Here is a 23,546-nt window from a genome sequence, read left to right as displayed (position 1 = left end):
CACAGGTGGGAGCTACGACGCCTCGGCCGCGGTGGCGTGCGTAATGGCGAGAATGGTCCGGGCGACCAGTTCAGGATCATCGATCATCGGGACGTGACCCACACCGGGCAGGAGAGAGAAAGCTGCCTCTGGCAACCGAACTCGGGCGATTGCCGCATGGATCTCCGCGGGAAGGACCCGATCGTTTTCCGACCAGGCCACCGTGATCGGGCACGGCAGTGGGTCGAGGGAGGCGACTTGCTCGTCGGTGCCGAGCAGGTCGGCGGTGACGGTGCATGCCAGCAGGTCGTGTAGGACGGTCATGGCTTGCGCCGGGCTGATGCGATCGCCGTGCACCGCGATGTTGCGCAACGCCACTCGCCGGATCACCGCACTGCGCAGTCCCAGCGGTGCGAGGAATCCCAATCGCCGGCCGGTCGCCGCCTCTCGGGCGATACGACGGGTCGCGATCGACTGGATGTTGCTGCCGGAATCCCAGAACCCGGCGGGCGACAGCGCGCAGACGGTCGCCGCTCGGCCGCGACGTGCCAGTTCGATCGCCATCCACCCACCCAGGGAATTGCCCGCGATGTGCACGCGGCGCAGGCCCAGCGCATCGAGACGCCGCTCGATGTCGTCCACCAAGTGCTCGACCCGCGCCGGGCGCCGCAGCGCGGGCGGCCCGCCGCGATGGCCGACGGCGGTCGGAGTGATCACCTCGTGCCGCGTGGCCAGCAATGGCGTGACGTCGTCCCACACCCGCTCGGACATGGTGACACCGTGCAGAAGTACGAGCGGGGGCTTGCTGGCCATGTGCGTCCTTCGATTCGTAGTGGGATGTCGAAGGGTGGATACCACAACCCAGCCAGGGCCGACACCGGAAACCCCGACTCGGTCGAAAGGGTTAGCCGAATCTGTCGTTGTGTGCGAATCCTTGTTCGGCGCACCGTTGCTCAGCACGACAGCTCATGGCGGAGTCGGCGCTCAGTTCGACTTTGACGTCCGACAGCGCCTCGGCGAGGGCGTTGAGTTTGACCTGCATCGCGTAGGTGGCCCGGCTGTGCATGTTGTGCAGCAGGGCGACCAGCACAAACGTGACGATGGTCGTCGCGGTGGTGAGCAGCCGGGGCCAGACGTCGGCGTCGCGGCCGAACAGCAGGCTCACGGCCGCCGTCAGCACCAGCGCGACGATCAGCACGAAGAACAATCCCTTCGACACCACCGTGCCCGCTGCCGCGGCGAAATCGTCGAACACCGAGGCCGGTCGTATCTCGGTCGGCATCATCACCACTCGCATCGCGGACTGCTTGGTATGGCTACCCACCGCAGAACCCCTTCCCACCGCCACGCCGCGGTATCTCCGCGCTGTTCGCACCACGCACCCGTACCGATAACCGACCGAGCCGCGGTGATCGTCGCGCACGCATAACCGATCCGGGCCGCCGGATTCCGGCAAGCGCCACAAGACATTCGGTGCCGCGCGGCGCCGGGCTGGGTCGGCATCGCACCGAGTCGCGTGGCCGCGGCGTCGCCCAGCGCCTGGCGGGGCGTTGTGCGGCGAACGCAACCACTGATGTCGTGCGCACATGGGTAACTCGCCGGGTACGCCCAGAGCACGAGCGGCACCCAACGCAGGACCTGAACGCAGGTCCGGCGCCACCCGACCAGTACGGCCTGAAGACCCGGAGAGGCGGGAGAGCCGGCTACCCGACGGTGCCGCCGGTGTTCGCGCGGTCGGCCGTATCCGGCCTCCAGGTAGCGATCGCCCAGATCACCACGACGTTGAGGGCGATAACGAGGATCGACCAAGCCGGGTAGTACGGCAGCCACATGAAGTTTGCGATGATCGACAAGGCGGCCAGGCAGATCGCCGCGACCCGCGCCCAGGTGGCGCCGGTCATCAAACCCAGCGCGGCGATGATCAAGAGGACCCCGAGCACGATATGGATCCAACCCCATGCCGTGGTATCGAACTTGTAGACGTACTCCGTGCCCACGATGTACAGCTCGTCCTCGGCGACGGCGGAAACACCCTCGAAGACCGACAGCACACCCACGGTCAGCAGCAGAATCGCGGCCGCTATGGACGTGCCCGCCGCGATGCCGCGGCGCACGGGGTGTTGTTGCGGTTCGGTCATGTGCGTCATCGTTCGCCCCTTTCTGGGAAGTAATGGACGCATTCCGAATCTCCACCACCCGCCCCATTCGGCACTTCACCTGTTTCGGGTGGCTCCGGTGTCGAATACCGGTCCAGAGTGAAATTTCAATAACGACCACACACGATCGGATCAAGCGGACTTTCCGCTGGGTAAGTTCCGGTAGCTAGGCGCGGTAGTGATTTGTCAGCACACGGCCCGGGAGGCACGGTGACCACATCGCACGTCCCCGCTCTACGCCGCATCCCTTCCGCAGCGGAAGCCGCTGCCGAGATACCGGCGTTGCCGTTCGCGCCTATCCCACGAACGGATCTGCTGGCCGCCGTCGACACCGTCTCGAACGCCCGCAATGGGGGTGTGCTGCTGATCTGTGCACCGGCGGGGACCGGAAAGACCGTCCTGCTGGCCGACTGGGCTACCCGGCATACGGCGGGCGAACCGGACGTGGCATGGCTGACCCTCACCGACGAGTTCGACGACGCGGCGGCGCTGTGGACCGCGCTGCATGCTCGATTCGGCATCGCCACCGCGGAGCACGGCGGCCCGCCGACCATGGACGCGGCGGCGCTCGTCGACGCGCTGGCCACGCGAGCGACCCCGACCGTCGTCGTGCTCGACGATGCTCATCTGCTTTCCGATCCGGTCGCGCTCGCTGGAGTCGAATACTTCCTGCACCACGCGCCACCCACCGTCACGACAGTGCTGTGTGCCCGGTTCGCTCCGCCCATCCGGTGGCATATCCTCGATCTCCAGTCGCGCCTGACCCGCTGGAACCGGGGCGACCTCGCGTTCACCTCGGATCAGATCGACGCACTGTGTCGCGATCACGGCTGCGAGCTCACCGACGCGGAGCTGGACACCCTCGCCACGCTGACCCATGGCTGGGCGGCGCTGGTACGCATCGCCGCGGCGCACCTGGCCGCCCGGTCCGACGACCGGGCCGTGGCGCTGTCCATCCTCACGCGACCGCCGCGCGCTGTGGCGGAGTTCCTGGTCGGCGAACTCATCGACGGGCTGTCACCTTCGCTGCGCCAATTCCTCATCTACACCAGCATCCCCGTCTCGTTCACTGGGCAACTCGCCGACGAACTCGTCGGCGGCGGTGCGGGACACTATCTCCACGAACTCGACCGGATCAATTTCCCGCTCAGCGCCGACTCGCGCGGTGACGACGTGTGGTACGCCTGTCACCCGATGGTGCGGGCCTATTTCCTCGCCGAGGCGCAGCGGCTCGGGCCACAGCTGTGCGCGGATCTGCATGGCCAGTCGGCCCGTTGGTTGCGTTCCGCGGACCTGCCCGCGACCGCGCTGCCCCATTTTCTGGCCGACCCCGACCGGGAAAACCTCTGCGAATTCCTCTCCGACTGCGCGCTGCGAATGGTCCTCGACGGCGCGGGCGACACACTGTTCGACGGGCTCGCCCAGTCGGCGCCCACTTTGCTCGACGACCCGTTCCTGTGGCTCGTGCGGGTGGTCGACGCGCTCGTGCGCGGCAGCACTGCCGCCGCGGTCGCCTGCCTGGACACAGCGACGGCTCGCCGTGCCACCAAGGCCTCCTTCGCCTCCGACGAACGGGTGGAGGCGCTCGCGCTGGCCGCGACGATCGACGTGGCGGCAACCACCGGGACCGAACTCGGCGAATTCCGGGACGAGATCGCGCCTACCGGAAACCCCGATCTCGACGCGTACGCCGCGATTCAGGTCGCCACCGGGCTGGTCGCCCGCGGCGCGGTCGCGCGCGGCGAGCAGTTGCTGCACTCGAGTCTGGCGCTGGCCGAGCACGCCGGGCGGCCGCGGTTGGTGTTGCGGGCGCTCACCCGGCTGGCGCTCGCCGCGAACGCCGTCGACGCCGCCACCGCGATGCGGGACCGGGCGGCCCACGCGCTCACGATCGCCGGCGCGCACCGGCTCCTGGACGCGACCGACGCCGTCCAGGCGACCGCCGTCGCCGCCTACGGCGCCTACCTGCAAGGCGAGACGCCCGATCCGGCGCAGGTGAGCGCCGTGCTCGCCGAGCACGTCGATCACGACGGCTCGTCCGGTCCGGTCGCCGGGTGGCACGGCCAGGTGATCGGACGGCTGCTCGACCTCGAGCACACCGAGGAGCCGTCCGCTGCGGTCGAGGCGCTACGCCGGAGCCTGCTCATGCTGGTGGAGCACCGGACGCTGCCTTCCGCGACCGGCAACCTGATCCTCCCGGTGGTCTGGGCGCTGCTGCGCGTGCACGATCCCAGGACCGCGCAGCTGCTGGTCGAGCGAGCCCGCGGCATCGTCGGCGACCTCCCCGAGATCCGGATGGCGGACGCGGCCCTGAACGCCGCGGCCGATCGTCCCAAGGCGACCTGCGCCATCCTCGAACCCTTGCTCCACAACGCGATTGATCTGCGTCCGGTCAGCGCGATCACCGGCTGGCTGCTGTACTCCTCGGCCCAGCACGAAGCCGGCGCGCCGGCCAAGGCCGTGGTCGCGCTGGAGAGCGCGCTGAACGCCGCGGCGCCGCAGCGCCTCATCCGGCCGTTCCTCGATATGCCTGCCGCACTCCCCTTGTTGGACAGCTACGCAGGCCGTTTCGGCCGGTCGGAGCGCTTCGCCGCCATCATCCGGCGGCACCCCGCGGTACACCGCAGGTCGGCCTACCCGGCGCTGACGCGCACCGAGATGATCGTGCTCAAGCAGTTGCCGTCCGGCCGCACCGCACAGCAGATCGCCGCCGACCTCGGCGTCTCGGTCAACACGGTGAAAACCCACTTGCGCGGTATCTACGGCAAATTGGGGTCGAATTCCCGGGTCGACGCGCTCGAGCATGCCCGCCGCGGCGGACTGCTCTGACCCGCAGCGGTCCGCGCCCCTCCTTGTCGCCGAGTCCGGCCGTACGCTGATGTATGGCCCTTTCTCGGCGAGAAGTGTTACGAGCAGGCGCCGCGGGTTCGGTTGCGGTGTTGGTGGGAACGGCGGCGGCGAGCAGCGCTCGGTTCCCCGCACCGCGCTGGCTGGGTGATCCGTTCGCGCTGGGCGTCGCGTCCGGAGATCCCGCTCCCGACGGTGTGGTGCTGTGGACGCGCCTGGCCCCGGATCCGCTGGCGCCGGACGGGCTGGGCGGCATGCCGGTGGACCCGGTGACCGTCGAGTACGAAGTCGCCGACGACGAGCACTTCCGTCAGGTGGTGGCCGGAGGAACAGCCCTGGCCACCCGCGCGCTCGGCCACAGCGTGCATCCCGAGGTACATGGGTTGGCGCCGGATCGCTGGTATTTCTACCGATTTCGGGCCGGGGCGGCCATATCGCCGGTCGGGCGGACTCGCACGGCCCCGGCGGCGGGGCAGCCGTTGGCACGGCTGCGCTTCGCATTCGCCTCATGTCAGTCCTGGAGTTCCGGCTACTACACCGCCTACGAACACCTGAGCCAGGAAGACCTGGACCTGGTCGTGCATCTCGGCGACTACATCTATGAGCGCGCCTGGCTGCGTGGGCGCGTGGGCGCCGCGATGGGCCGGGACTTCCGGGACGAGGCTGTCGATCTACCGGGCTACCGGCTGCGGTACGCGCTGTACAAGGCCGAGCAACCGTTGCGTGCCGCGCATGCCGCGTTCCCGTGGCTGGTCACCATGGACGATCACGAGGTCGACAACAACTGGGCCGCTGGCGCGCCCGGCCTCGGGCTCGACATCTGGCGCGTCCCCGCCCTGTTCCGCCGCCGCCGCGCGGCCGCCTTCCAGGCCATGTACGAGCACCAGCCACTGCGCAGCACGGCGCTGCCGTCCGGACAGGGCATGCGCCTGCACCGTCGCTTCCGGTTCGGCGACCTCGCGGAGATCACGATGCTGGACACCCGCCAATACCGCACACCGCAGGCGTGCGACGGCGCCGTGGTCACCGACTGCGCCGACCGGTTCTCTGCCGGCCGCACCATTCTCGGTGCACAGCAACGAGAATGGTTGATCGACGGCTTCGCCCGCTCCCCGGCGCGCTGGCAGGTCATCGGCAATCAGGTGGGCATGAGCCAGAACGACATCGACCCCGGCCCGGAGGTCACCGTGTCCACCGACTCCTGGGACGGCTACGTCGCCGATCGCAACGCCGTGCTCGGCGCTGCCGCGGACCGCGGTGTCGGCAACCTGGTGGTGATCACCGGCGACCGGCACGAGAACCATGCCGCCGATCTGCGACGCGACTACACCGATCCCGCAGCGCCGGTCGTGGCGGCGGAATTCACCGGCACCTCGATCACGAGCAACGGCGACGGAGCCGACCTCACCGCCAAGGGCCGCCGGCTGCTTGCCGCGAACCCCGACCTCAAGTTCTTCAACGCGCAGCGCGGGTATGTCCGCGTTGAGCTCGGTCATCGGCTCTGGCGCAACGACTTTCGCGTCGTGCCCTATGTCCGCCGCCCCGGCGCGCCGATTCATACACGCGCCAGTTACGTCGTCGAGGATCGGGTTCCGGGCGTCACGGAAGCGTGGCGTCCAGGCAGTCCGGTCCAGCCGTCACCCGAGCCCGATGCCACCAGCCAGGCCGAAGGCACCCGCGGCGACCGCTGACGAAGCATGCCTGTGCCGCGTGGTCCTTCGAGCCCGAAGCTCGGCTACGGCGAACGCAGGACGAGCACGGTGATTTCACTCGGTGCGAAGACCCGCAACTGCGGTCCCCAGAAGCCGGTGCCGCGGCTGGTGTAGAGCTGGGTGTGGTCACCGTGGCGGCTCAGTCCCGCGACGACGGGCTGATCGAGCCGAACGAGATAGTGGAATGGCCAGATCTGGCCGCCATGGGTGTGGCCGGAGATCTGCAGCGCGATACCGGCGGCCACGGCGTCGGTGATCTGCTTGGGTTGGTGGGCGAGCAGGACGACCGGCGCGCCCGGATCCGCGCCCTCGAGCGCGGCGGGAAGGTCCGGGCCATGTCCCGCCAGGCCGACACCGGTCGGGTCGTCGATGCCGGCGATCACCAGCTGGTCGTCGCCGCGGCGCACCGTCACGTGCTGATTGTGCAGTGGTTGCCAGCCGAGCGAATCCATGTGGTCGATCCACCCTTGCGCGTCGCCGAAGTACTCGTGGTTGCCGGTGATGTAGAACCGTCCGAGTTCGGCTTCGACCTTGCCGAGCGGATCGACCTGCGCGTGGCGCTTCGCCACCGAGCCGTCCGCGAGATCACCCGCGTGACAGGCGATATCGGGGCATTGCGCGTTGACCACGTCGACCACGCGCTCCGACCAGCGCAACCGGTCGAGTGCGGCGAAATGGGTGTCGGTGACCACCACCAAGCGCAGGCCCTCCAACGCCGGTCCGAGTCCGGGGATGGAGACCTCCACCGTGCGGACCCGCGGCACCCGCCGCGCTTCGACCACGCCCCACACCACGAGCACGGTCGCGGCGAGGAGCACACCGGCCGCGACGATCCGGGACCGGGCCGGATCGCCGACACCGGCGACGGCGAGCCCGATGCGCGCCAGGTTGCCGAGCACCGACCAGCTGAACACCACCCACATCACGCCGAGCATCGTGTCGCCGACGATCGAGGCGGCGTCGGACTGCGCGGATCCATGGCCGAGATACATCGACGCGGGCAGGTAACCGAACGCCAATGCGAACAGCGCCGAACCGAGCCAGAACAGCGAGCCGGTGCCCTGGGTGGGCGCCGCCACCAAGGTCCACCACGGCAGCAGGAACAACACGGCGGGAATGGCCAGGAACAGGACCAGGCGGGAGACGTACTTCAAGAGGGCTCGTCCTCGTGCGCGGGTGTAGCGCGCGGTCCCTCCCCCGGCGCCATGGGTACCTCCGACGATAGCAGTGGTTATGCCACGCCGAGGCGATCGGCGAGGACGGCGAGATCCTTGTCACCGCGACCGGACAGGCACAGCACGATGACGGAATCCTCGGGCACCTCGCCGAGCTCGGCCATCTCCAGCAGATGCCCGACGGCATGGGCCGATTCGAGCGCGGCGAGGATGCCCTCGGTGTGACTGAGCGCCTGCATTCCGCGCAACGCGACGGCGTCGGTGGCCGCGCGATAGGTCACCCGGCCACTGTCTTTCAGGTGGCTGAGTTCGGGGCCCACGCCCGGATAGTCGAGTCCGGCCGCGATGCTGTGGGTCCGCGCGATCTGGCCGTCCTCGTCCTGCAGCAGGTAGCTGTAGGAGCCGTCGATCTCACCCGGGCTGCCCATGCTCAGCGTCGCCGCGTGCGCGCCGGTGTCGACTCCCAGCCCGGCGGCCTCCACGCCGATCAACCGCACCTCCGGGTCGTCGGCGAACGGGTGGAAGACACCGATGGCGTTGCTGCCGCCGCCCACGCAGGCGAGGACGTAATCGGGCAGCCTGCCTTCGACGCGTGCGATCTGATGTCTGGTCTCCACGCCGATCACCGTCTGGAAATCCCGCACGATCCGCGGATACGGCGCGGGCCCCGCGGCGGTGCCGAACAAGTAGTGGGTGGTGTCCACGCTCGCCACCCAGTCGCGAACCGACTCGCTGATCGCGTCCTTGAGCCGCCGCGATCCGTTGTCGACGGGTCGCACCTCGGCACCGAGCAGTTTCATCCGCACCACGTTCGACGCCTGGCGCCGCATGTCGTCGGTCCCCATGTAGACCACGCAGGTCAGGCCGAGCATCGCGCATACGGTCGCCACGGCCACGCCGTGCTGGCCCGCGCCGGTCTCGGCGACGATCCGTCGCTTGCCCATCCGCTGGGCCAGCAGCGCCTGCCCGAGCGCATTGTTGATCTTGTGAGCGCCGGTGTGGGCCATGTCCTCGCGCTTGAGATAGACCCGCACTCCCGGCACGCCCAGCAACTCGGCGAACCGCCGCACCTGATGCAGCAGCGTAGGCCGACCGACCCGGTCGCGCAGCAGTTGCCGGTATTCCGCCACGAAGCTCGAATCGCCCTGCGCGAGACGGTAGGCCGATTCGAGATCCAGCAGCGCGGCCATCAGTCCTTCCGGCACGAATCTGCCGCCGAACACGCCGAATCGTCCGTGCTTGTCGGGAAGCATGGCGTACCGGAACCCGCTCGCCGCCACGTCGTGATCAATACTCATCAGCACCAACGCTTTCACCGCCAAAAAGCCGACGGGTCAGTCTGTTCCGCTCGCACTAGCGCAACCCGACAGGTTGGCAACAAGCGAGTTAACAGACTAGATCTGCCGGATGACCGAGGTCTTCTCACTGGTGGAGACGAGCGAGACGCCCGTGCCGGTGGCGCGTGCTACTGGTCGGCGGGCACCGCGGCGGAGATCTGCGCGACCAGCTGCCACGGCCGCTTGGTGTCGGCGGTCGCCTTGCCGCTGGTCAGGATTGCTCCGGACAGTCCGCGCGCCGGGTCGGCCCAGCCGTACTGGGTGGTCAATCCGCTACGCCCGAAGTGCGATCCGGTGTCGCGGCCGAACTTCGACCTGCGCGCGCCGAGTTCGAAACCGGCTCGGCTGACCCGTCCGGCCACGCCCGGTATCCAGGGGGCCGGCCGCACCGCCTCCTGCAGCGTCTCCGGTCGGATGATCCGCCGGCCGTCCGGTGCGCCACGGGTGAGAATGTCGTAGAAGCGCGAGAGTTCGGATGCGGTGGTGATCAGATTGCCCGAGGGCAGCTCGGCGGTCAGGAAGGCGTCGGTCGCCGAGCGGGATGCGCGGTCCATCCGCCCGCCGATCGCCTTGCCCGCCAGATATGCTGCCATCCGCGACGGGCCGGGACCGATCTTGACGCTCGGCACGACCTTGTCGAGATCCTCGGGACGCACGCCGAAGCTGGTCCAGCGGAATCCGAACGGCTCGAGCACCTGTTCGGACAGATGCTCCCGCAGACGCTTTCCGGTCGCCCGCCGCACCAGAAGACGCAGGATCAGTCCGCTGGTCAACGCGTGGTACACGCGGAAGCGGCCCGGCTTCCAACTCGGGACGAGATCGGCCAGCGCGCGCACCGCCAGCTCTTCGTCCAGCACCAGGTCGACGCCCTGGTAGGGCGGCGTGACGAAGGGGATCCCGGCGGAGTGCGAGAGCACGTCGCCGATCGTGATGGCGGCCTTGCCGTTCGCCGCGAATTCAGGGATGTAGCTGGACACCGGATCGTTCAAGGCGAACGCGCCCTGTTCGATGAGCATGAACATCAGCGCACCCGCGACGCCCTTCGCCGTCGAGAAACCGCAGAACGGCGTGTCGGGGGTGGCGAGTACTTCGACCGCGTCCGGCCCGTCGCCGGGCGCGTTGCCCCACCCGTGGCCGATGGTCCGGTTCAACGCGATCCGACCGTTGCGGCGCAGGCACACCTGAATCGCCGGCGTCGTGCCCAGGCGGTACCACGCCCGCACCGACTCCCACACCGACTCGACGTCCGCGCGGCTGAGCCCGGCGTCCGCGGGGTCGTCCTCGGGGCCGCGGGTGGTCACGGCGTCCAGGTCCTCGGCGATCGCCACCGATCCGGCCGTTTGTGCGCTCACCCGGCCAGCTTATCGGCCACGCGCGGGTGCCGCCGGTGCGCGATGGCTCACAGCGGCGCCGACTGCTGCCACCACTACGCCTGCACGACCGGTGGGCGCCGGCGCTCAGGGCGGGGTGGGGACTCACCGGGCAAGAGGAAGGGTGTCGTTCGACGCACCAGCGGGAGCTGGAGCATGTTCGGGTGACGTTGTCGTCGGGTGTGGCCTATGCGGGGGCTGTGAAGGTCCCGGCTGACCCGGCAGGTCGGGCGGCATGGGCGGGGGCTGTTCCACCGGTCGTTGGACCGGCACAGGCAACGGCTCGGGCGGTATCGGCGGTTGGGGGTATGGAGGGGCGGGAGCCGGCTCGGGTGCGGCGGCGGGCGCCACGAATATGGGATCGACCGCGGGGGCCGGGAAGATCGGCTGGACTTCCGAAATGGGAGCCTGCCCGGGGGCGGGCCCCGCGGGGCCGCGAATTTCGGCTGGTCGGTCCTCGCGCGCCTGCACGACCGCGACCGCTACTCCGCCGGCCAAAGCGGCGATGGCCGCCGCGACCAGGATCGCACGGCCCGTCTGCCGCCGACCAGCCGGAATCGCTACCGCTGAAGCGCTGCGGAAGGAGGCGGCTGCCACCAATGCGGCGCCGTACGCGGCCGCGTTGGCGAAGTCGGGCGCGGTGATCACGGGTGTAGCGAGTCCGAGTTGCAGCGCCGACACCAGGTCCGGCCGCCCCGCGGACGAGCCGCAGAGCAGGACGGCATCGGGCTGCAATCCGGCCGCTTCCAGGGCCGGCCGGATCCGGTCGATCGCCTGGCCCGCGGTGCCTGCGTCGACGACCCCGGACCAGGAGTCCGAGGCCAGGATCTCGTCGCGTCGCGGTCCGACCACGAGATAGGTCGTGTGGTAGCCGACGACCTCCAGCACCAGCACGGTGCCGTACGCCGCCAGGCCCGGTATGCCGTCGAGCAGCGCCAGCAGAGCTGTTTTGGTCGACACGAGCGACGGCGACCCCCACGCCGCCGACGACAGATGCGACACGATTGCCCGGCGCTCGGCGCCCGTGCGGTACGCAACGGCGACGTCGTCGATCTCGGTATCGGCTTCCGCGCTCGTCAACGCCGCGAGGGTGGCGGCGATCGACGCGGCAACCGAGTACTCGACGGGCTGTTCGACCTCCCGCAGCACGGTTGGCGGCGCGCCTTGCTGCGCCGTGGACGAGAGCATGACCCCGCGCACCACGGTCTGCTCCGCTGATACTCCGACTGTGGCCCTCATGAGTTCACCTCGAATCGAACGAAATACTCCTATTAGAGGTTCGTCACGGGGATAGCCAACGATTGGCCCGGATCTCCCCTCGCCGGGTTTCGTAGCCCGCGGTCCCGCCACGGGAGGCACCCAGCGATCGGACGCGGGCGGCGACACCACAGTGAATACGCACCCGACACGCAGGGGCGTTCCGGGTGATGTCTCCGCCGGGGATGGCGTCCGTCGGCGCACGACCAGCTGCGCGTCCTGTGCCGCAGCAGCATCCGGGTGCTGCTGGCTCGCGGGCCGCGTCCGGCGCGAATGCCTGCATAGGAGACGGCATCCATCGGCGCACGGCCAGCTGTGCCGCAGCAGCATCCGCCGCCGGCTCGCGGGCCCATGCGGCGCGTGTACCTGTGTAGGGGACGGCGTCCGTCGGCGCACGACCAACGTGCCGCAGCATCATCCGGGCGCCGCCGATTCGCGGGCCGCCTCCGGTGCGTGTACCGGTGGAGCGGCCAGTGGCACCGCTTTGCTCGGTGGGTTGGGGTGTCCGGATGTGTATGGGTTGGCTCGATCAACCCGCCGGCGCGGGCGGTGGTGCGGGGAGGGGGATGACGATACCGAAGGGCAGGGTGATGCCGGGTTGAGGGGCGGGAGCAGGTGCGGGTTCGGTGGCAGATTCCGGTTCGGCGGCCGATCCCGGGGTAGCTGGTTCCGGGGTGGCAGGTTCGGTGTTGCTGGGGGGCGCGGCCTCATCGCCGGGTGCGCCCGGCGCGGCGTGGGCGGGTGCGCCCGGTCCGGGGTCGTGTCCGGGGGTGCCGGTGCCCGGTGGGATGCAAGCAGCGGCCTGCTGATCAGCGGGAGAGGATTGCTCGGCGGCCGCAGCTGCGCCCGCATCGCCGGGACGGCGGGCGGCCTCGGGGTCGGCCCGGCCGGGTAGCTGCCCAGGTAGTGGACCGGGCGCGGCGCCGGCGGGCGCGGCCGGGGCGAGCGGACCGAACCCGACACCGGGCAGCTCCACCCGCGGCATCGGCGCCGGAACCGGATATCCCACACACCCATCCACCGGCGGCGGTGGCGGGGGTGGGCAGAATATGCCACACGGGATCGGCGGCAACCCCGGAATGGTGATCATCACCTGCACCGGCGGCGGCACCGGCTTCCGCGGCCCGCCCTCCGGCGCCACAGGCGGGACAGGCGAAGTGGCCGCGGTCATCTCCGACGACGGCGGCACCGTCCCCGACACCCCCGGCGGAACCACCCCCGGCGCCAACGGCACCGGCCGCGGCCCACCCCCACTCCGGTACGCCGCCGACCAACTCAGCACATTCCCCGCATACGCCATCGAATTGTTGTACCGCAACACCGCCCGCAACTCCTGCCCCGAATCCCGCAGATCCAACCCCCCCGAACACAAATACTTCCCCGCCGCCAACGCCGCATCGAACACATTATGCGGATCAGCCACCCCATCCCCGTTCCCATCAGCCGCATACACCCCCCACGTCCCCGGCAAGAACTGCATCGGACCCACCGCCCGCACAAACCCCCCATCCCCCGACCGGATCACCTCATTACCCGGCAGACTCCCATCCAACGCCGGACCGAAAATCGGCGCCACCGCCGTCCCCGCCGCATCCGTCCGCCCACCCCGCGCATGCCCCGACTCCACCCGCCCGATCCCCGCCAACAAACTCCACGACAACCCACACCCCGGCACCGAAGACCCCAACGCCAACTCCGCATTCCGATACGCCGCCAACACCACCTCCGGAATCCCCAACACACCCCCCACCCCCGGCAACGAAAACTCCCGCCCCCCAACCCCACCCAACCCCACCCGACCCGACCCCGGCGACACCGCCCGCAACCGCCGCGGACCCTCCACCACCACCGGCAACAACCCCACCACCCCCGACCCACCCGCCACCACACCCGCACCCGCCGACGTCAACACACCCGGCGCCCGCACCCCCGGCACCGACTGCACCCCCGAACTACTCACCACCACACCAGCAACAACCAAAGCCGAGACCGTTATCGGAGCAGAAACACGCATACGGCCACACCCAATCCTCGACGTCGTCCGTGTCTCGGGAACGGATACATCCGCAACGCGAGACAGCGGAGTCCTCCTTGCCGGGCCGCATCCTCGACCCTGGTTCACCAGACAAGCGAAGCGAACCCTCGATAACATACGGTACACAATGCCGAGTAAATCGACGGATTAGTTACCTAAATTCGTGGTAACTTATTGTCCGCGCGACAACCTTGTATCCAGGGTACCGGCCGCAACGGCGACGCGCCGTGCCTCGGCATCGATCGGCTCGATCACCGATGACATTCGGTGAAGACGCTTGGCGCACATAGCATGACAACCGAGCACAGCTACGGTTCCGGGCGATCGTGGGAAGTGGAACCCCCCGACGAAGCCGAGAGCACACCACCGCGGCCGCCGAGATACCGCCATGTCCCGCCTATTTCGCGGAATCGGCAGCTATGCACCGTCGAAAGCCTTCGACCCCAATCCGATTCGGTGGTCTCAGGAGCGCCGGGTGCGCTGCGGCTTGCGTGCGGCTTCCTCGGTCACCTGGGCGCGCCGATCAGCGGGCACCAAGGCACGAACGTCCTCCCGCGAGCCGATCATCAGTTTCTGCAGGATCGCGGCCATCTGGGCGTCCACGGTCTTGAACGAGCTGCCGCGCCGGGCGGCGATCGCGGTGTTGGTCCAGCCCGCCGCGGCCAGGACGGCAACTTCCTGTTCGGCGGTCGACAGCTCCTGCCAGCGCGATGGCCGCTCGCGCCGAACCGGATGGTCGACCGAGAGACGCTCCAGCGACAGGCTGCCCAGCGCCAGCTGCGCCACCTCGCCGAGTTCGGGCCGCAGCAGCGCGCCCTCGCGCTCGGCCACAGCGAAGGCCGCCGCGCCGAGGACTTCCCGAGCAACCGCGGCGGCTGCGTCGGTCTCGGTTGCGAACGGTCCGAGATTGGCAATGTTCACACCGAGTTTGTGTCGCAGCGTGGCGGCACCACCGGCGAGACGGGCGATATCACGCGCCCATTCCGTCACAGCATCCGATGACACGTCGGCCGCCTCGGTGATCAGGCGCGCCAGCGACCACGTACGAACGTGGACGGCCCACACAGCGCCCCACTGATCGCGCATGGCGAGCTGGCTGCTCAGCGTCGTACGACCAACGGCGAGCGCATCATTCGGGTCGCCGTGTTTGGTCAGCGCGATCGCCCAGGCCAGCTCGGCCCACGACGTGGCCCACCGTGCTCCGGCCCGCTCCGCGTTGTCCACATGCCGCCGGGCGATCTCCAGCGCCTGCGTCGCCGTACCGAGGAACGCGGCGGCGAGCGCCTCGAACAGCTCGCTCATCGCGGCGCCGCCGCGGTCGCCCCGCTCGGCGAATTTCGTTCGGGCTCGGGCGAGGACGGGAATCGCGCGCACGTCGCGGCGCACCAGCATCAGTTCGCTGCCCCTGGCGAACTCGACCGCGGCGGGCAGATCGAGATCACGTTCGGGATGCTCGCGCCACCCGGAGCGTGCGGCGGGGTCGGGCACGCAGGCGATGATGCACTCGTCGAGCATGCGCTCGGCGTCGTCGTGCACGCCTTGGCACATGCTGATCCACCCGATCAGTGCCATCGCCGCGATCTGCAATTCCACCGGCTGCGGGTCCAGGCCACGGCTGGCGGCGAGCGTGCGCTCGGCCCATCGGCGCGGCTCGCGCAACGAGCCGGTGAAGAACGGGCTGCGCAAAGCGATGAGCCCGACCGCGATCTCCAAACCGGCCGCGGCCTCCCCGGGCGTGTCGAGGCTGCCCTCGATGGCGCACAGCAGGTTGTCCCAGGCCGCCCGTGCCCAGTCCAGCAGATCCTGTTCGGCCGGGCCGAACCAGTCGGCCTGCGCCGTGACGACTTTGTCGCGATAGTAGCGACGGTGCCGCCGCGCCAATCGCGCGAATTCGGCGCCCCGCTCGCGTAGACGCTGCTGGGCGAACACCCGCACGCTCTCCAGCAGCGAGTAGCGCACCGTGGTCGCGGTCAGGTGGACCGAGACCAGCGATTGGTCCGCCAGCCGCTCCAGCAGGACCTCGATCTCGGCGCGGGCCAGGCCACCGGGGTGGTCGTCGGCGCAGACCGCTTCGATGGCCTCCAGTTCCGCGCCGACATCCAGACCGGGCAGGTTCGCGTCCTCGTGGTCGACGTCGTAACCGGCCGCGAAGACCGACAGCCGCTCGAACAGCAGCCGCTCCTTGTCCCGGCACAGGTCGTAGGACCAGCCGATGACGTCGCGAACGCCCTGATGCCGTGCGTCGGCGCCGACACGGGGACCGTGCGACCAGCGCAGCCTCCGATCACCGGCCTCCCCGCTGAGGTCACGCAGGATCATCGTCAGCGGCTGGCGCAGCAGGCGCGCGGCAGCCAGCCGGATGTAGAGCGGGTGATTGTGCACGTGCCTGCAGATCGCGGCGGCCTGCTCGGCATCGGCGTCAGCGATGGCATGCCCGGTCAGTTCCGCGCGTGCGCGGAACAGGGTCAGCGCCTGCTCGGTGGACAGCGCGGGCACGGGCACGAGCTGTTCGTCGACCCAGCCGATCGCCTCGCGGCTGGTGGCCAGCACCGTGAGCCCGGGCGCCGCGTCGAGCAAGTCGGCGATCACCTGGCCCGCGCCGTCCAAGACGTGTTCACAGTTGTCCATCACCAGGATCGTCTGCAGGGTGCGCCCGACCGCGTCGCGGCGCCGGAGCGTGTCGAGCACCGCTTCCCACGCCGACCGTCCGGAGAAGTCGGCGTCGATCAGCGACCGCGCGACCTGCTCCTCCACCGCCGCCGCGTCGGCGCCCCTGGACAGCAGCGCCAGCCGCACCCAGTGCACCGGCACCCGCCGCGCCTTGTGGAACCGGTGCACGGCCTCGGTCGCCAGCCGGGTCTTGCCGATGCCGCCAGCACCGATCAGGGTGACCAGGCGGGTCGCGCCGAGCAGTGCCATCCCGACCTTCTCCAGCTCGCGGTCGCGACCGACGAAATCGCTGGTCGCCGCGGGCGGGAGACCCTGACCCGATGCACGTCCTACCGACACAGCAGTGCAGCGTAGCCGGGTCACGGACCGGAGCACGAACACGCGGCCCGGCGGAAATCCAGCCCGCATCCGCGGCCTGCCGGGCGATTGCGGCGACCCGGCCCGTCTCTACCGATGTGCCGCACCCACCTATTCCTCGACGATTTCGCTATCGCCGCAGTCGATCTCACGACCGAAAGGACACCATGGTGGGACAGATACAGGTACTCGGGGCGGGCGAATGCGGGCTACCCCTCGCCTATTGCCTCCTGCGCGGCGGTAGCTCGGTCACGCTGGTGACCGATCGCGATGCCGAAGCGATCCTCGCGGGCACGGTGACCAGCACACAGGTCAAGTTCCCCCCGACGCTCGACCTCGAATCGGACGCCGGGCTGGGCTTCTGGCGCGCGACCGCGCCGAACATCGAGGGCATCCGGTTCACCATGGCCGTCGACCGCACGGCGGTGGCGGCCTGGGCCGGACGCTTCACCCGGCCGGCGCAGAGCGTGGACCAGCGGACCGTCTTCGCGCGGTGGCTCGGCGAATACCTGGCCGCGGGCGGCGACCTGCGAGTCGGCGACCGGTCCGTGACGGAACTCGACCGAGCCGCCGCCGACTACGACCTGACGGTGGTGACCCGCGCTTCGCGAGAACTCGCCGCCTGTTTCGAGGACGACCCGGCGTGGACCGTACCCGCCGAGCCCCAGCGGCGGCTCGCGGTGCTGTACCTCGACGGCGTCCAGCCCGATCCGCAGCATCTCGGCGCCTACACGGCGCTGCCCGAGCACGGTGAAGTGATCTCCTACCCCGGTCTGACCGGGCGACCGGGGCAGGAACGGCGCTGCGAGATCATGCTTTTCGAGGCGCGGCCGGGCGGCGCCTTGGACGTCTTCGACCAGCACGGCACGCCGGCGCAACGATTGCGGCAGGCCAAACAGCTCATCGACCAGCACCTGCCCGCCGAGTTCGCCGAGCGGTACCGCGACGCCGAGCTGACCGACGGCGGCGCGACATTGGTCGGCGCCGTGACACCGGCGATGCGCAGGCCGGTCGGCACCCTGCCTTCGGGACGGCCGGTGCTGGGCGGCGGCGACGTCGTCTGCCGGATGGACCCGGGCGGTGCGCAGGGCGCCAACAATGCCATTCACTGCGCGATCCGCTACGGGGAGGCGATACTGCGCAGCCAAGGCGGCCGCTACGACAGGGACTGGATGGAGTGGGCGGCGGCGCCGTGGCTGACCGCCATCGCCCACCCCGCGGCGCAGTGGACCGCGACGGTGCTGGACCCACCTCCGGCGATGCGCGAGCTGATGCTGGCCGCACAGCACGACTCGACGCTGGCCGACGCATTCGCCGCCGCCTTCGCGCGGCCGTCGAATCTCGCCCAGTTCGCGGCGGGCGCCCCGTCCTGAACGTCACGGCTCCGGTATCACGGTTGCCAGGGCGGGGTCGCCGGGAAGACGACCGGGAGCGCGGTCAGGGCTCGGTGGAAAGGCCCTGGCCGCCAGGTCAATTCGTGCACCGGAACCGCGGGCCGCAGTTCCGGCAGCGCGTCCAGCAGCTGGTCGATCGCGTCCTGGCCGATCAGGTAGGCCGGGCTGCGGGCGGGGCAGGCGTGCGGTCCGGCGCCCCACGCCAGGTGCGACCGGTTTCCGCCGTGGTTCTCGACGCTGATCGCCGGGTCGTTGTTGCAGGCCGCGAAGCTGATGACGACCGGTTGGTGCGCGGGCAGCCACACATCGTCGATCAGGATCGGCTGGCGCGGGTAGGTGACCGAGAAGTTGGCCATCGGCGGGTCGGTGAACAGCACCTCGTCCAAGGCGTCGCGAGTGGACAGGCTCCCGCCGAGAACGTGGCCACCGAAACGATCGTCGGACAGGATCAGCACGAGGCTGTTGACGATCAGGTTCTGCAGCGGCTCGATGCCCGCACCATAGAGCACGACGAGCTGGTGGATCACCTCCGCGTCGTCGAGGTCGGCCGGATGCTGGAGCAGGCGGGTGGTGATGTCGTCGCCCGGTTCGGCGCGCTTGAGTTCGAGCAGCCGCAGGAGCGCGGTACCGAGCATCCGGTTGCCCGCTTCGGCGTCGACACCGTCGAACACCGCGGCGGTCGCGGCGGCAACCTCCTGCCCGATCTCCGGTGGACACCCGAGTAGGGCATTGATCACCTCGAAAGCGAGTGGAAATGCGTACTGGGAGACCAGATCGGCGCTGCCCGCCGTGCAGAAGGTGTTGATCAGCGGGACAGCGATCCGCTCCACGGTGGCGTGCAGGGCATGCAGGTCCACCGCATTGATGCTCGCGGTGTTGGCCTCACGGTAGCGGGCGTGCTCGGCGCCCGCGCTGCGCATCGCGTTGGGCCGCCATTCCAGCACCGGCAGCACCGGGCAGCCGGCGGGGACGCTCGCCTGCCAGGTGCGCGGGTCGGCCGGGAAATGCTGCGGATCGTGCAGGATTCGCACAGCGGTGCGATAGTCGAGCACCAGCGTCGCGGGCACGCCCGGCGCCAACTCCACCGGCGCCAGCGAACCGTAGCGGTACCGCATGTCCCGGTAGGCCCGATGCGGATCGGCCGCGAACTCCGGGGAGTGCAGCGATACCCGTTCGACGTCGGCGCCGATGGGCGAACCATGATGTGCGCCAAGGGTGTTCGTGGTCGGAACGATATTCTGGGGCGTGGTCAACGCGCGACTCCCACAGTAGAGGCGAATTCGGCGATCGGGAACTCGACGCGGGCCGTCGAACGTCGCTGTCGTTCGGTCCTACGGTCCACCAGCGACATGAGGTTCCGATCGCGATGCGGATCGACACACAGGATGGTCACGTAGGTATGCCATCGGCATCGGTAGCAGCGGGTGACCTGCGGCGATGGACCCGCTCATGCTGCACCACAACCGGATTCGCGTGACACGCCGACCTTCGAACCCGCCGACGCGGGCGGCTCGGCCGGATGCTGTGGAGTCGCTGCGTACGGCGCGGCTGGGACGCAGGTCCGGGCAAGGCCGACATCGCGGGCCGAGGGGAAGCCGGACGCTCGCATCGACGGGGACACAAGCACTTCGGCGCGCACGAGCCTGGTGTATAACTTCCATCGGCCAGGTCGACTCCACCGACAAGCGATAGCGAGACATGATGCACGGTTACCTCAACCAGGTCTCCCACGGCACCACCCCCTCCGGCTATCCGATGCGCGAACCCGAAGTCCGCGCGGTCGCGCCACCGCGGAGGACGGATCTGGTTCTCAGCGCGCTGCTGTGGCTCCTGCCCGCGACGCTGGCCATGATGTCGGTGGTCCTCGCGCCGTGGTTCCTGATGGCCGGCGGCATCTGTGCGTCCAAGCCCGAGTGCCGGGTCGACACGAGCGCGGGCGTGTGGATCATGGTCGGCGGCGGCGTTCTCGGATTCGCCGTCGGCGCGGCGCTGTCCGCCACCGCGGCCAGACACGGGCGTGCACTGTTCCCGGGCGCGCTGGTCGGTGCCGTGCTGGTCCTGCTGGCGTGGTTCGCCGCCTCGTTCGTGATGGGCTGACTACCCAGCTCGACAGCGAATCGTCGGCAGGGTTGTGTCCCATCGTGATCCGCGTTCGCATCGACCACGCGGTCAGTGCGCGTCGTAGATCCCCCGATAGTGGCCGAGCGCGGTGGCGTACACCCGCTCGTCGCTCCACTGCGCGAAGCGATCCGGCGCCAGGCGAGCCGGGTCCACGGCGAGATCGCCGGTGTCCAGCAGCAGGTTCGCCAGATGACGGCCGACACCGCCCGCGTGGGTCACCCAGGACGCCTCCGCCACCCACAGGCCCGGAAGATCCGGAACCGGACCGACGAGCGGCAATTCGTCGGGTGTGAGCGCGAAGGCGCCGTTGAGCCGGGACCCGACGCCCGCGGTCCGGAAGGTCGGCACCAAGGCGGTCGCCGCGGCGATCGCCGCACCGAAATCGGTCTCCCGGTAGGGCCTTTCGGCCGTCTCCGCCGCCGCAACCAACGGGATCGGGTCATGGGAGTAGGTGCCGAGCCCGTAGTGGCGCCCGTGCCTGCGCGTGTAGACGGCGTGGTCGGGGTATCGCACGATCGGCGCATCGATCGGGGTGTCATCGAGATCGGGCAGCTCGGTGGTGCGCACGTAGGGGTGCTGTACCGCGACCATGGGCAAGCGCACGCCGGCGCTCGCGGCGAGCGCCGGTCCCCAGATACCGGCCGCGAGTACCACAGCCCGCGCGGGCAGCACCTCGTCATCGGTGCGGACACCCACCACCCGGCCGTGCGCGGTCTCCAGCGCGCGCACCCTGGTACCCCACTGAAAGGTCACTCCGTACGCTACGGCTGCCGCGACCAGCGCCTCGGTGAGGGCGATGGGTTCGGCGGCGCCGTCGGACGGAATGTACAACGCGCCCAGCGCCCGTTCGGCGTTCACCAGTGCCGGGGCGAGCGCGACCGCCGTGTCGGCATCCAGAACCTGCGCCTCGATGCCCAGACCGCGTCCGTGTTCGACGTCGGCGTGCGCCTGCTCCAGCCGCGCCTGCGTCGTGGCGATCTCCAGGCAACCGACTTGCCGGAAGGCCGTGGGCGCCAGGGAACGGTAGGTGGCCACGCCATCCATCGCCAGCACGGCGAGCTCCGTTGTGGCACTGAGCTGTCCGACGAATCCCGGCGCCAACCCCGTCGACCCGGGCAGGAGGTCGCGCGCCCGGGCATCCGCCACCGTCACGCGTTCCTGTCCCGCCGCCGCGAGATGGTAGGCCACCGATGCCCCCACGACTCCGGCACCGACCACCACTATCTCTGCACCCATACCGTCCCGCCTCCGCGCGTCGACCGCTCACCACCCTAGATCCGCGCCGGAACATGCGGACGCCGACCATCGCACCCCGGTCACCGGAGATGGCGTGGTCTCCCATTCGCCGGTAGCGGCGTAGGTTTGCCACCATGGAGGGGTGTGGCCAGATCCGGATCGGCACGTCAGGATGGGTGTATCCGCCCTGGCGAGGGACGTTCTATCCCCCGGGAGTGACGCACAAGCGCGAGCTGGCCTATCTGTCGGAGCGGCTCGACAGCGTCGAGATCAACGGCTCGTTCTATTCCCTGCAACGCCCGTCCAGCTATCGGAACTGGGCGCAGCAGACCCCGGACGACTTCGTGTTCGCGGTGAAAGGCAGCCGTTTCATCACCCACATGAAACGGCTGCGCGACGGCGACGAGCCGCTGGCGAACTTCCTCGCGTCCGGCCCGCTGGCGCTGGGGCACAAACTGGGTCCGATGCTGTGGCAACTGCCGCCGACCTTCCCCTTCGACGTGGACGTGCTCGATGCCTTCCTCACCCGGCTGCCGCGCAGCACCGAGCAGGCCGCCGAGATCGCGCGGCGGCACGATCACCGCGTCGATCCCGCGCACACCAGCACCGACGCGGACCGGCCGATGCGGCACGCGCTGGAGATCCGGCACGACAGCTTCGTGACACCCGCGTTCACCGAACTGCTCACCCGCCACGGCGTTGCGCTCGTCGTCGCCGACGCGGCGGGAAAGTATCCGCTGGTCGAGGAGGCCACCGCTGATTTCGTCTACGTCCGGTTGCACGGGCACGACGAGCTCTACGTCAGCGGCTACACCGACGACGGCCTGGACATGTGGGCGGCGAAGATCCGCTCATGGGCCCGATCCGGCGATGTGTACACCTATTTCGACAACGACGCGAAGGTGATGGCGCCCCGCGACGCCATCGCGTTGCGTGCGCGTCTGACGTAACCGTCGGTCACCGACCACCTGCCGCCGATTCCGAAGACAGCGGGGCACATGCCGAGAGAATGCTCGGTGGTATCCCGGTCGACGAGAGGAGGTGGCGCCGGTGCGGCGACGCGGCGGGATTCCTGTTGTCTCCCTGGGTGGTCGGGAGGTTCGCGACGCGAACGGGCATCCCGTGACCGCGACCGTGGTGGCGGCCGACCCGGCCGATGCGGTCCGTCAGTCGCTCGGCGGGATCGGCGAGGATGTGGCGCGCGCCGAGCCGATCACGCGGCAACGCTGACCGTCGCAGAGCGCGATGGCGATCCCGAGCCGGACCGGCGGCTTACGCCGACTGGCGCAGTGGGTGCAGGGCGGCGAGCGCCCGCAGGGCGTCGGCGCGCGAAATGGGCTGGTCGTTTTCCAGGGCGGCCAGTTCCAACTCGATCCAGTCCCGGATGAGCGCGGACATGGTCACGTTGCGCTGCTCGGCGGCCTTCTTGACCCGCTGGTGCAGCTCGAGCGGGATGCGCAGCGAGGTGGTGACGGTGACCGTGTCCTCGGCGCGCAGCGGCGGTGGCAGCTCGCCCGGGCCGACGGGCGCGTCGGTGTATTCGAGGCCGGAAAGGAAGTCCTGGATGTCCTTCGGATTCGTCGGGTAGTCAGTCATCAGCGTGCTCCCAGCGCTCGAGTTCGGCCACCTGGGAGTCGGTCATCTCGACCGCGCCCAGGATGTCCCACTGCCAGCCTTCGGTGCGGCGGACAGCGACGATGAGTGGCCGGCCCGCCTCGGTGCGGCCCCACACCGTCAGGACCGACAGGTCGTTCCGGCCACGCGCCCGCCGAGGCCATCGGCGGGCACCCATGAGCACCTGTAGCACTTCGCGAGGGTCGATCCCCACCAGCGACAACAGTGCCCACTCAGGCCAGTTATAACCCACGATCAGCGATAATACAAGTGTATTGCATTCAGG

At 69.6% G+C, this 23,546-nt stretch carries 18 protein-coding genes; 5 read left to right on the top strand and 13 right to left on the bottom strand.

The features are described from left to right. Window positions 1–12: 12 nt before the first annotated feature. From OHA40_RS29670 to OHA40_RS29660, 3 genes are all read right to left on the bottom strand, one after another. Entirely contained in the window at window positions 13–792 is a 780-nt protein-coding gene (locus tag OHA40_RS29670; protein ID WP_330230135.1) for an alpha/beta fold hydrolase, read from the bottom strand. A gap of 91 nt (window positions 793–883) precedes the next feature. Continuing rightward, the gene (locus OHA40_RS29665) at window positions 884–1,303 is read right to left on the bottom strand and encodes a low affinity iron permease family protein (RefSeq protein ID WP_330230134.1); all 420 of its coding nucleotides are present in this window, start codon (window positions 1,301–1,303) and stop codon (window positions 884–886) included. Window positions 1,304–1,682: 379 nt separating this feature from the next. Continuing rightward, window positions 1,683–2,126, bottom strand: coding sequence for a DUF7144 family membrane protein (locus OHA40_RS29660; RefSeq protein WP_330230133.1), 444 nt, complete (start codon window positions 2,124–2,126; stop codon window positions 1,683–1,685). A gap of 219 nt (window positions 2,127–2,345) precedes the next feature. Here OHA40_RS29660 and OHA40_RS29655 point away from each other — a divergent pair, with 219 nt between their 5' ends. Both OHA40_RS29655 and OHA40_RS29650 read left to right on the top strand, forming a co-directional pair. After that, window positions 2,346–4,964, top strand: a complete 2,619-nt coding sequence (locus OHA40_RS29655) for a helix-turn-helix transcriptional regulator (RefSeq protein ID WP_330230132.1) — start codon at window positions 2,346–2,348, stop codon at window positions 4,962–4,964. A 53-nt stretch (window positions 4,965–5,017) separates the two neighbouring features. Further along, the gene (locus OHA40_RS29650; protein ID WP_330230131.1) at window positions 5,018–6,673 is read left to right on the top strand and encodes an alkaline phosphatase D family protein; all 1,656 of its coding nucleotides are present in this window, start codon (window positions 5,018–5,020) and stop codon (window positions 6,671–6,673) included. A 44-nt stretch (window positions 6,674–6,717) separates the two neighbouring features. Here the strand turns inward: OHA40_RS29650 and OHA40_RS29645 are convergent, their stop codons facing one another. The 6 genes from OHA40_RS29645 to OHA40_RS29620 form a co-directional block, all read right to left on the bottom strand. Further along, on the bottom strand, window positions 6,718–7,848 hold the full coding sequence (locus OHA40_RS29645) for a metallophosphoesterase (protein WP_330230130.1): 1,131 nt from the start codon (window positions 7,846–7,848) through the stop codon (window positions 6,718–6,720). A gap of 77 nt (window positions 7,849–7,925) precedes the next feature. Then, entirely contained in the window at window positions 7,926–9,167 is a 1,242-nt protein-coding gene (trpB, locus tag OHA40_RS29640) for a tryptophan synthase subunit beta (RefSeq protein WP_330230129.1), read from the bottom strand. 167 nt (window positions 9,168–9,334) lie between these two features. Further along, on the bottom strand, window positions 9,335–10,558 hold the full coding sequence (locus OHA40_RS29635; protein WP_330230128.1) for a serine hydrolase: 1,224 nt from the start codon (window positions 10,556–10,558) through the stop codon (window positions 9,335–9,337). 123 nt (window positions 10,559–10,681) lie between these two features. Next, the gene (locus OHA40_RS29630; RefSeq protein WP_330230127.1) at window positions 10,682–11,815 is read right to left on the bottom strand and encodes a hypothetical protein; all 1,134 of its coding nucleotides are present in this window, start codon (window positions 11,813–11,815) and stop codon (window positions 10,682–10,684) included. Between the two features lie 547 nt (window positions 11,816–12,362). Further along, window positions 12,363–13,313, bottom strand: a complete 951-nt coding sequence (locus OHA40_RS29625; protein ID WP_330230126.1) for a hypothetical protein — start codon at window positions 13,311–13,313, stop codon at window positions 12,363–12,365. A gap of 1,017 nt (window positions 13,314–14,330) precedes the next feature. Then, on the bottom strand, window positions 14,331–16,877 hold the full coding sequence (locus OHA40_RS29620) for a helix-turn-helix transcriptional regulator (protein WP_330230125.1): 2,547 nt from the start codon (window positions 16,875–16,877) through the stop codon (window positions 14,331–14,333). A gap of 185 nt (window positions 16,878–17,062) precedes the next feature. Between OHA40_RS29620 and OHA40_RS29615 the strand changes: the two genes are divergently transcribed. Continuing rightward, window positions 17,063–18,268 (top strand): styrene monooxygenase/indole monooxygenase family protein, encoded by a 1,206-nt coding sequence (locus OHA40_RS29615; RefSeq protein WP_330230124.1) that lies wholly within the window; start codon window positions 17,063–17,065, stop codon window positions 18,266–18,268. A 17-nt stretch (window positions 18,269–18,285) separates the two neighbouring features. On the opposite strand, the gene OHA40_RS29610 is transcribed toward OHA40_RS29615, so the two are convergent. After that, window positions 18,286–19,542, bottom strand: a complete 1,257-nt coding sequence (locus OHA40_RS29610) for a cytochrome P450 (RefSeq protein WP_330230123.1) — start codon at window positions 19,540–19,542, stop codon at window positions 18,286–18,288. A gap of 445 nt (window positions 19,543–19,987) precedes the next feature. Here OHA40_RS29610 and OHA40_RS29605 point away from each other — a divergent pair, with 445 nt between their 5' ends. Beyond that, window positions 19,988–20,386 (top strand): hypothetical protein, encoded by a 399-nt coding sequence (locus OHA40_RS29605; RefSeq protein WP_330230122.1) that lies wholly within the window; start codon window positions 19,988–19,990, stop codon window positions 20,384–20,386. Window positions 20,387–20,458: 72 nt separating this feature from the next. Here OHA40_RS29605 and OHA40_RS29600 read toward each other — a convergent pair whose 3' ends face one another. After that, entirely contained in the window at window positions 20,459–21,646 is a 1,188-nt protein-coding gene (locus tag OHA40_RS29600; RefSeq protein WP_330230121.1) for an NAD(P)/FAD-dependent oxidoreductase, read from the bottom strand. A gap of 134 nt (window positions 21,647–21,780) precedes the next feature. Between OHA40_RS29600 and OHA40_RS29595 the strand changes: the two genes are divergently transcribed. Further along, window positions 21,781–22,596 (top strand): DUF72 domain-containing protein, encoded by an 816-nt coding sequence (locus tag OHA40_RS29595; protein WP_330230120.1) that lies wholly within the window; start codon window positions 21,781–21,783, stop codon window positions 22,594–22,596. A 322-nt stretch (window positions 22,597–22,918) separates the two neighbouring features. Here OHA40_RS29595 and OHA40_RS29590 read toward each other — a convergent pair whose 3' ends face one another. Together OHA40_RS29590 and OHA40_RS29585 are read right to left on the bottom strand one after the other, a co-directional pair. Beyond that, window positions 22,919–23,242 (bottom strand): CopG family transcriptional regulator, encoded by a 324-nt coding sequence (locus tag OHA40_RS29590; RefSeq protein ID WP_330230119.1) that lies wholly within the window; start codon window positions 23,240–23,242, stop codon window positions 22,919–22,921. Further along, window positions 23,235–23,513, bottom strand: a complete 279-nt coding sequence (locus OHA40_RS29585; RefSeq protein WP_330230118.1) for a hypothetical protein — start codon at window positions 23,511–23,513, stop codon at window positions 23,235–23,237. Before OHA40_RS29585 ends, OHA40_RS29590 begins: the two co-directional genes overlap by 8 nt. Window positions 23,514–23,546 lie beyond the last annotated feature (33 nt).

Origin of the sequence: Nocardia sp. NBC_00508 (genome assembly GCF_036346875.1) — a bacterium.
In the GTDB taxonomy this organism is placed as follows: Bacteria; Actinomycetota; Actinomycetes; order Mycobacteriales; family Mycobacteriaceae; genus Nocardia.
Note: the sequence above shows the minus strand (reverse complement) of the source record. Positions and strands in the feature narration are given on the sequence as shown.

Coding starts and splice junctions, on each gene's coding strand:
- OHA40_RS29630 (WP_330230127.1), bottom strand. CDS start 11,815: ATGAGGGCCACAGTCGGAGTATCAGCGGAGCAGACCGTGGTGCGCGGG.
- OHA40_RS29605 (WP_330230122.1), top strand. CDS start 19,988: ATGATGCACGGTTACCTCAACCAGGTCTCCCACGGCACCACCCCCTCC.
- OHA40_RS29615 (WP_330230124.1), top strand. CDS start 17,063: ATGGTGGGACAGATACAGGTACTCGGGGCGGGCGAATGCGGGCTACCC.
- OHA40_RS29595 (WP_330230120.1), top strand. CDS start 21,781: ATGGAGGGGTGTGGCCAGATCCGGATCGGCACGTCAGGATGGGTGTAT.
- OHA40_RS29625 (WP_330230126.1), bottom strand. CDS start 13,313: ATGCAGTTCTTGCCGGGGACGTGGGGGGTGTATGCGGCTGATGGGAAC.
- OHA40_RS29650 (WP_330230131.1), top strand. CDS start 5,018: ATGGCCCTTTCTCGGCGAGAAGTGTTACGAGCAGGCGCCGCGGGTTCG.
- trpB (WP_330230129.1), bottom strand. CDS start 9,167: ATGAGTATTGATCACGACGTGGCGGCGAGCGGGTTCCGGTACGCCATG.
- OHA40_RS29600 (WP_330230121.1), bottom strand. CDS start 21,646: ATGGGTGCAGAGATAGTGGTGGTCGGTGCCGGAGTCGTGGGGGCATCG.
- OHA40_RS29660 (WP_330230133.1), bottom strand. CDS start 2,126: ATGACGCACATGACCGAACCGCAACAACACCCCGTGCGCCGCGGCATC.
- OHA40_RS29670 (WP_330230135.1), bottom strand. CDS start 792: ATGGCCAGCAAGCCCCCGCTCGTACTTCTGCACGGTGTCACCATGTCC.
- OHA40_RS29590 (WP_330230119.1), bottom strand. CDS start 23,242: ATGACTGACTACCCGACGAATCCGAAGGACATCCAGGACTTCCTTTCC.